The 7,766-nt window shown below is 65.0% G+C and carries 5 protein-coding genes; 3 read left to right on the forward strand and 2 right to left on the reverse strand.

The window, feature by feature from the left end; genetic code table 11:
- The first annotated feature begins 25 nt into the window (after positions 1-25).
- Positions 26-3,436 carry a TM0106 family RecB-like putative nuclease gene (locus A2J03_RS03915; protein WP_068369959.1) on the forward strand — a complete coding sequence of 1,137 codons (3,411 nt, stop codon included), beginning with the start codon at positions 26-28 and terminating at the stop codon, positions 3,434-3,436.
- Positions 3,437-3,467: 31 nt separating this feature from the next.
- Here the strand turns inward: A2J03_RS03915 and A2J03_RS03920 are convergent, their stop codons facing one another.
- Positions 3,468-4,697, reverse strand: coding sequence for an alanine racemase (locus A2J03_RS03920; protein ID WP_231912352.1), 1,230 nt, complete (start codon positions 4,695-4,697; stop codon positions 3,468-3,470).
- A gap of 72 nt (positions 4,698-4,769) precedes the next feature.
- On the reverse strand, positions 4,770-5,402 hold the full coding sequence (locus A2J03_RS03925) for a TetR family transcriptional regulator (protein ID WP_068369940.1): 633 nt from the start codon (positions 5,400-5,402) through the stop codon (positions 4,770-4,772).
- Positions 5,403-5,470: 68 nt separating this feature from the next.
- Between A2J03_RS03925 and A2J03_RS03930 the strand changes: the two genes are divergently transcribed.
- Positions 5,471-6,775, forward strand: a complete 1,305-nt coding sequence (locus A2J03_RS03930) for a D-arabinono-1,4-lactone oxidase (RefSeq protein ID WP_068369943.1) — start codon at positions 5,471-5,473, stop codon at positions 6,773-6,775.
- Between the two features lie 83 nt (positions 6,776-6,858).
- The coding region (locus tag A2J03_RS03935; protein WP_156520188.1) for a molybdopterin-dependent oxidoreductase at positions 6,859-7,766 on the forward strand (908 nt) is incomplete at its 3' end.

Raw genomic sequence — 7,766 nt, forward strand, 5'->3', positions numbered from 1 at the left:
GTTGCATTCACCTACAGTTGTGCGCGTGTTCCTCTTGGGCGGCCGTGTCGTATACAGCGCCAGCGACCTCTCCGCCGCGGCGGCCTGCGAGTACGCGATGCTGCGCACACTCGACGCCAAACTCGGAAGAATCGAGGCGGTCCGCGACGAGCCGGATCCGATGCTCGAGCGAACCTCCGCCCTCGGTTTCGCACACGAGCGTCGACAGCTCGAGGCGTTCCAGACTCGATTCGGCCAGGGCGTATCGATCATGCCGAGACCCGAACGCACCGCACTCGCGCTCGCCGACGCAAACGCCGCCACCATCGAGACCGTGTTGTGGGGGTACGACGTCCTCTATCAGGCAACGTTCTTCGACGGCCGCTTCCTCGGGTTCTGCGACTTTCTGGTCAAAGAGGGCGCCGGCTACTCGGTGTACGACACCAAGCTGTCGCGGCACGCCCGCGTCCCTGCTCTGCTTCAACTCGCGGCATACGCGGACGCACTGGAGAACAACGGCATCGAGGTCGCCGATCGCCTGCATCTGATGCTCGGCGACGGCAGCACCACCGATCACTCCGCGGTGAATCTGCTCCCGGTGTATCGACGCCAGCGGGCACATCTGGAAGAAATCATCGACGAGCACGTCGACGAGGACGAACCCGTCGATTGGGGCGATTCGAGGTACAGCGCGTGCGGGCGATGCGATGCGTGTGATCAGCAGGTTCTCGCGCGTGACGATCTGCTACTCGTTGCCGGTCTCACTGGCGGCACGCGGGCACATCTGCATACCGCGGGAATCACCACGACCGTCGAGCTCGCCACCTCCGTCGGCCCGGTCGACGACATCTCCGCTCGCACACTCGCCACCCTCAGATCTCAGGCAACACTGCAGATCGCCCAGCGGACCAGCGGCCGAACCGAGTTCGACATTTTCGACGCCGACGCGCTCGGGTCCATTCCGGAGCCCGATCCGGGAGACATCTTCTTCGACTTCGAGGGCGATCCCCTGTGGGCCGAAGCCGGATCGTCCGAGTGGGGGCTCGAATACCTCTTCGGTGTACTCGAAACGGACCGGACTTTTCACCCGTTCTGGGCTCATGATCGCGCACAGGAAAGACACGCGCTGGAGGCGTTCCTCGACTACGTGGTGACTCGACGGCGGGAGTTTCCCGGCATGCACGTCTATCACTACGCGGCCTACGAGAAGACCGCGTTGCTCAGACTCGCGGGGCGGTACGGCGTCGGCGAAGACGTCGTCGACGACCTGCTTCGCGACAACATCCTCGTGGATCTGTATCCCGTCGTGCGCGCGTCGCTTCGAATCGGCGAGCGCTCCTACAGCATCAAGAAGCTCGAACCCCTCTACATGCCGGACAGCCGCGACGGCGACGTCACCAACGCCGCAGCGTCGATCGCCGAGTATGCCAACTGGTGCGATCTGCGCGATCAGGGACGCACCGCGGAGGCATCGGCCCTGCTGGCGGAGATCGCCGAATACAACCGCTACGACTGCGAGTCGACGGTCGAGCTACGAGACTGGTTGTTGGCACGGGCATCCGACGCGGGAGTGGCACCGCGGCCACCAGCGGCACTCGCGCCGGAGCTGAACGAAGAGACCACTGCGCTCGAGGAATCCCTGCGCGACTACGTCGGAATCGGCCCGGTGTCCGAGCGGACACCCGATGCCCAAGCCGTAGCTCTGTACTCGGGGTCGATCGGCTACCACCGCCGCGAGCGAAAGCCGTTCTGGTGGGCGCACTTCGATCGCCTGCAGAGCCCGGTGGACGAATGGGCCGAGGCAACGGATGTGTTCAAGATCGAATCGGGAACGATCGAATCGGAATGGGCGAAGACGTCGCCGCGGCAGAAACTGCTCAGACGACGGTTGCGTGTCACCGGCGTCGGGGGTACGGGGTCCTCGGTGCGATTGCTCTACGACCTGCCGCCGCCCGCCGGCCTCGAACAGCCGCACCCGACCTACCGTGCATGCAGCCGGGGCGAGGTGCTCGAACTGGGCGACACCTACGCCGTCGTCGAAGAAAAGCTCGCCGCGGGCGCCGAACCATACGAGCAACTTCCGATGGCCATTGCGCCCGACGCACCGATACGCACCGTCAGCATGGAGCAGGCGATCATCCGAGCGGCCACCGAAGTACAGCACTGCCTTCCGGACTTGCCGCGCACCGCCGTCGCCGATCTGATGTCGTTGGCGACTCCACGAACCCTGTCCGGCAATGCACTTCCCACAGTGTCGGGGAACAACTACGTCGACGCGATCGGTACCGCACTGCTCGACCTCGACAACTCGTACCTCGCCGTACAGGGACCACCCGGGACCGGCAAGACCTTCACCGCCGCCGCAGTCATCACGCGCCTGGTGAAGGAGCATCACTGGCGGATAGGCGTTGTCGCGCAATCGCATTCCGTCGTCGAGAATCTCCTCGACGGAATAGCCAAGGCCGGCGTTCCTGCCGAGCTCATCGGCAAGAAGAAGCCGACCGAGCACACCGAGCTGCGGGACACCGATTACCCCGACTTCGTCGCCGATGCGACCGCCGGGTGCGTCGTCGGCGGCACCGCGTGGGACTTCTCGCACGACACCCGCGTCGTGCCGGGTTCGCTCGACTTGCTCGTCGTCGACGAGGCCGGACAGTTCTCGCTGGCCAACACCATCGCGGTGGCAGGTTCAGCGCGCAATCTCCTACTGCTCGGCGACCCACAACAGCTCCCTCAGGTAAGCCAGGGCACGCACCCAGAACCAGTGGACGAATCGGCGCTCGGGTGGCTGGCCGAAGGTCATGGTGCGCTGCCCGCCGACCGTGGGTATTTCCTCAGCCGGACCTGGCGCATGCACCCCGCTCTGTGCGCGCCGGTGTCGGCGCTCTCCTACGAGGGACAGTTGTTCTCCAACGAGGCCGCGACGGCCGCGCGGGTCCTCGACGGGATGCGGCCCGGTCTGCACACGGTGACCGTCGAGCATCACGACAACACCACCGAGTCGCCCGAAGAAGCCGAGGAGATTCGTCGACAGATCGAGAAGCTGCTCGGATCACCGTGGACCGATCCGGACACGCACGAGGGCAGCCGCGGCCTCGAACCACACGACTTCATCGTCGTCGCGCCGTACAACGCTCAGGGCGCGCGGATTCGTCGACACCTCGACGACGCTGGTCTGGCCGAGGTGCTCGTCGGGACCGTCGACAAGTTCCAAGGGCGACAAGCTCCGATCGCTCTGTTGTCGATGACGGCGTCGAACCTCGCGGACTCGCCGCGAGGTGCCAGCTTCCTGCTGTCGCGAAACCGATTGAACGTCGCGCTCTCCCGTGGGCAGTGGGCTGCTGTTCTGGTGCAATCGCGCACGCTCACGCACTACCTACCCGCCACTCCCGACGGCTTGGAAATGCTGGGTGCGTTCATGGCCCTCGCAGGGGCGGGAGTGGAGCCTGCGGAATGACCCAGGGGGCGGGAGTGGAGCCTGCGGCGGATCAGCCGAAGTTCTTTCCCTCACCGCGGTAGGTGGGAACGGCCGAGATACTGCCGTCGCCCTCGACGATGTGCAGGGTGTCGAGTCGCTCGCAGATCTCGCCTGCCTTGGCATGACGGAACCAGACCCGGTCTCCGATCTCGATGATGTCCGTCGACGTGACCGGCGTCTGCACTTCCCCCGCGCCCTCGTTGCGGAGCAGTTTCAATCCGCCTTGGACCACGCCGCGGAGCGTGTTCGAGAACGCGACAGGAGACGGCGTTCGGGACCTCGATGTCGGCCCCGACGCGATGTAGCCACCCCCGAACACGGTGGCGATCTTCTCGGTCGGTTTGCGCACGACGGGGAGTGCGAAGTAGAGCGCCGGGTGTGCTGTGAACGCGGTGTACTTGTCGAACAGCGTCGGAGAGAACAGCCCTGAGCCTGCAGTGACCTCGGTGACTTTCGGGTCTGCCGAGCTGATTTCGAGTGAGCCTGTGCCGCCGCTGTTGACGATCTCGAGCGGCCCGACGACGGAGGTGACTGCGTCTACGACAGCGCTTCGCCTGTCTTTCAGCTCCGAAGCCGACACCTTCTTCATAAGCTCGACGGCGATGTTGGAGTCCGGCAGGCCGGCGATCTGCGCCTCGTAGAACATGACCCCGACCACGCGAAAGCCGCGATCCTTGGCAGTGCGGGCGAATTGGGCGACCTGCTCCGGCTCCCGTAGCGGTGACCGCCGGACCCCGAGGTGCAGAGGGCCGAGCCGGAGGGAGGCGTCGACGTCGATGCAGATGCGCGGCTTGACCAGGTCGGAGCCGGCGGCGGCGCGAATCCGGTCGAGGTGGGCTACGTCGTCGACCATCAGTGTGATGCGTCCGGACAGCACCCGGTCGCGCGTGATTGCGGTGAGTGCGCCGGCATCGACCGTCGGATATCCCAGCAGAACGTCTTCGGCACCGAGCTCGGCGAGCCAGATCGCCTCGTGCGGCGAGTACGCCATGATTCCGTGGAATCCCGGAGGTGTACCGAAGCCCTGTCCGAGGACGCGCTCGAGCACGCTGCGTGAGCGCACAGACTTGCTGGCCACTCGCACCGGTAGTCCACTACCTCGACGAACCAGATCGGCCGCATTGACTGCAAGGGCATCGGCGTCGACGGCAGCGAACGGAGGTTCGAGGTGTGCGGTCGCGGCCGAGATACGGCTCAGGGCGGTCACGTCGTGTGAGGTTCGACCGAGAAGTGACGTCACGTCAGCAGTACTTCCTTGGTTTCGTTGCGCGAGCAGATCTGGTTCCAAGTCAATCACCTGTCGCCGATTCCGTCAGATCTCGACGGCTTTACCAGCGATCAGCCCGGACAGGTCGTCCATTGCCGCGATGACAGCTATGTCGTCGCGATCGACGAGCCACCTGAGAATCAACCCGTCCACCGTCGCCATCCCGAAGCGCGCCACCGAATCGATCGGTTCGAGCCACCGGGTGCCGGTGTCTTCGGCGCAGCGCTCGAAGAACGCACGAGACTCGGTGTCGCGAATTCGGTACTGCCCACTGGCGATCGCCGCAGCGTCGTCCGACCCGAGCGCGCGGTGCCGCAGTAGATACGTCTTGATCTCGTACGACAAGAGCTGTCGGTCCGCCGTCTGATAGACGAGTGGCCAAATCGCGTCGAGGCCGCTGTGCACCAGCTCGCGAAGTCCACGGGTTCCGTGGAGTTCGCGGGTGTGATCGAACGCCGTGTGCAGCGCAGCCGTGATATCGACGATCAGTCCCTCACCCATCGCGATGACGAGCAATTCCTTGGACTCGAAGAGGGAGAAGACCGCGGCCTGCGTCATCCCCGCTTCGGCGGCGACGCCACGGACCGTCAGCTTCTCGATACCCACCTGTTCGGCGCGATCGAGAGCGGCAGCGACCAGCCGGGCTCGTCGTGCATCGACCTGCAGCCGAGTCTGCATGGGAATGAATAGTAGTTGTCGTCGGTCGATAATTGACCGTGTCGGACTTTCACATTCATAGTTGAGCGATGACGGGGCTTACGTGGCACAACTGGGCGGGAAATCAGACCTCGAATCCGATCGAACGGGTCGTTCCGCGATCGATCGATGAACTGACGGCGATCGTGCTGCGGGCCGAAGACACGGTCAAGTGCGTCGGGGCGGGGCACTCGTTCACGTCGATCGCGGCGACGGACGGGATCCAGGTCAGCCTCGACAACCTTCGTGGCGTCGAGTCGGTGGAACGCGCTGCCGACGGATCCGCAATCGTCACCGTGTTGGCGGGTACCCGGCTGCGGGAGCTCACGGCCAGGCTGTGGGATCTGGGCCTCGCGATGGCCAACCTGGGCGACATAGACGAACAGTCCGTCGCGGGTGCCATTTCCACCGGCACCCACGGGACCGGTGCGCGGTTCGGCGGAATCGCGACACAGGTGACTGCCCTGGAAATCCTGACAGCCGACGGCCGCGTTGTGACGTGTTCTCGTGACGATGAGCCGGACATGTTCGACGCCGCCCGCGTCGGACTCGGCGCACTCGGGATCATCACCCGGGTGAGTCTGCGCTGCGCGCCGGCGTTCGCGCTGCACGCGCTCGAAGCGCCCGCCACGTTGACCTCGACGCTGTCGACGATGACCGAGACGGTGGCAACGGTCGATCACTTCGAGTTCTACTGGTTTCCGCACACGGATCGTGTGCTGACCAAGACCAACACCAGACTTCCAGCGGACAGCCCACTTGCCCCACTCGGTCGGGTGCGGGCGTACATCGACGACGAGTTGCTGTCCAACACTGCCTTCGAACTGGTGAACCGGGCGGTCACTCGGTTTCCTGCCGCGATTCCCCGCGTCAACGGGTTCTCCGCACGAGCATTGTCCGCACGCGAGTTCACCGACCGGAGCTACCGAGTGTTCGCGTCCTCGCGCACGGTTCGGTTCCGGGAGATGGAGTACGCGGTGCCGGCCGAGTCCATCACATACGTACTCCGCGAGCTCGAACGGTGGCTGGCGTCCTCCGGTTTCACGGTGGCGTTCCCGGTCGAGGTGCGCTTCGCCGCGGCGGACGACATCTGGCTCTCGACGGCGCACGGCAGAGCCAGCGCATACATCGCCGTCCATCAGTACCACCGACGCGATCACCGGGAGTACTTCGATGCGGTGGAAGCAATCGCCCGCAGCGTCGGCGGTCGGCCGCACTGGGGCAAGCTGCACTCGCTGACGGCCGAGGACTTCGCCGACATGTACGAGCATTTCTCGGACTTCTGCGCTGTGCGAGACAAGCTCGATCCAGAACGCCGATTCTCGAACGACTATCTGCGAGTGTGTCTGGGATAGGGCCTCCGGCCCCAGTGGCACGGTTAAGTGCACCCCAGTGCGCTCAGTCGTGCCACTGCGCGGGACGCGCCTATCTTGGAGTCATGTTCAAGCGCGCCCTAGCCGGGATCCTCGCTGCCGGAGTGATCCTCGGCGTCGGAGAACTGATCGCCGTTCCGTTCGGCCCGAACTCGTCCCCGTTCTTCGCCGTCGGATCCGCCGTCGTCGACAACACCCCGGAGTCGGTCCGCGAGTGGGCCATCGACACCTTCGGCACCTCGGACAAAGCAGCTCTGTTCATCGGCATGGCCCTCGTCATCGCGCTGATCTCCGCCGGAGCAGGGTTACTGCGACGTCCGCTGGGCGCTGTGCTCTTGGGTGTACTCGGCGCCCTCGGAGTCCTCGCCGCGGTCACCCGTTCGACCGCGACGCCGCTTTCCGCACTACCGACGACTCTGGGCGTCGCTGCGGGAATCGTCGTGCTACATGCCTTGATCCGAACAACCGACGAGCCGAGCGAAGGCATGACCCGCCGCAGTTTTCTCGGCCTCGCCGTGGCTGCGGGAGTCGTGGCTGTTGCAGCAGGAACGGCGGGTCGGCTGATCACGCAGGCTCGCGACGTCACCGCCAATCGGCTCGGATTCATGCTGCCCATTCCGACGCCGCAGCCCCCGATTCCGGCGGGCGCTGACCTGCGGATCGACGGACTGGCGTCGTACATCACGCCGAACGAGGACTTCTACCGCATCGACACCGCTCTGGTGATACCGCAGGTCGCGTCGGACACCTGGTCACTGCGCATCCACGGCATGGTCGAGAAGGAACTGGAGATCACGTTCGAAGACCTGGCGTCGAGGGACGCCGTCGAACGCACCGTGACGCTGACATGCGTGTCCAACATCGTCGGTGGCGATCTCGTCGGCAATGCGACGTGGATCGGCTATCCACTGAAGGATCTCCTCGAAGAGGCAGGAATCTCGGGCGACGCCGACATGGTGCTCTCCTCCAGTCA

Origin of the sequence: Rhodococcus sp. EPR-157 (genome assembly GCF_001647195.1) — a bacterium.
Lineage (GTDB): Bacteria > Actinomycetota > Actinomycetes > Mycobacteriales > Mycobacteriaceae > Rhodococcoides.

What these genes read in the sequence shown, in the direction of transcription:
- A2J03_RS03925 (WP_068369940.1), bottom strand. Translation starts at nt 5,402, where the DNA reads ATGCAGACTCGGCTGCAGGTCGATGCACGACGAGCCCGGCTGGTCGCT.
- A2J03_RS03930 (WP_068369943.1), top strand. Translation starts at nt 5,471, where the DNA reads ATGACGGGGCTTACGTGGCACAACTGGGCGGGAAATCAGACCTCGAAT.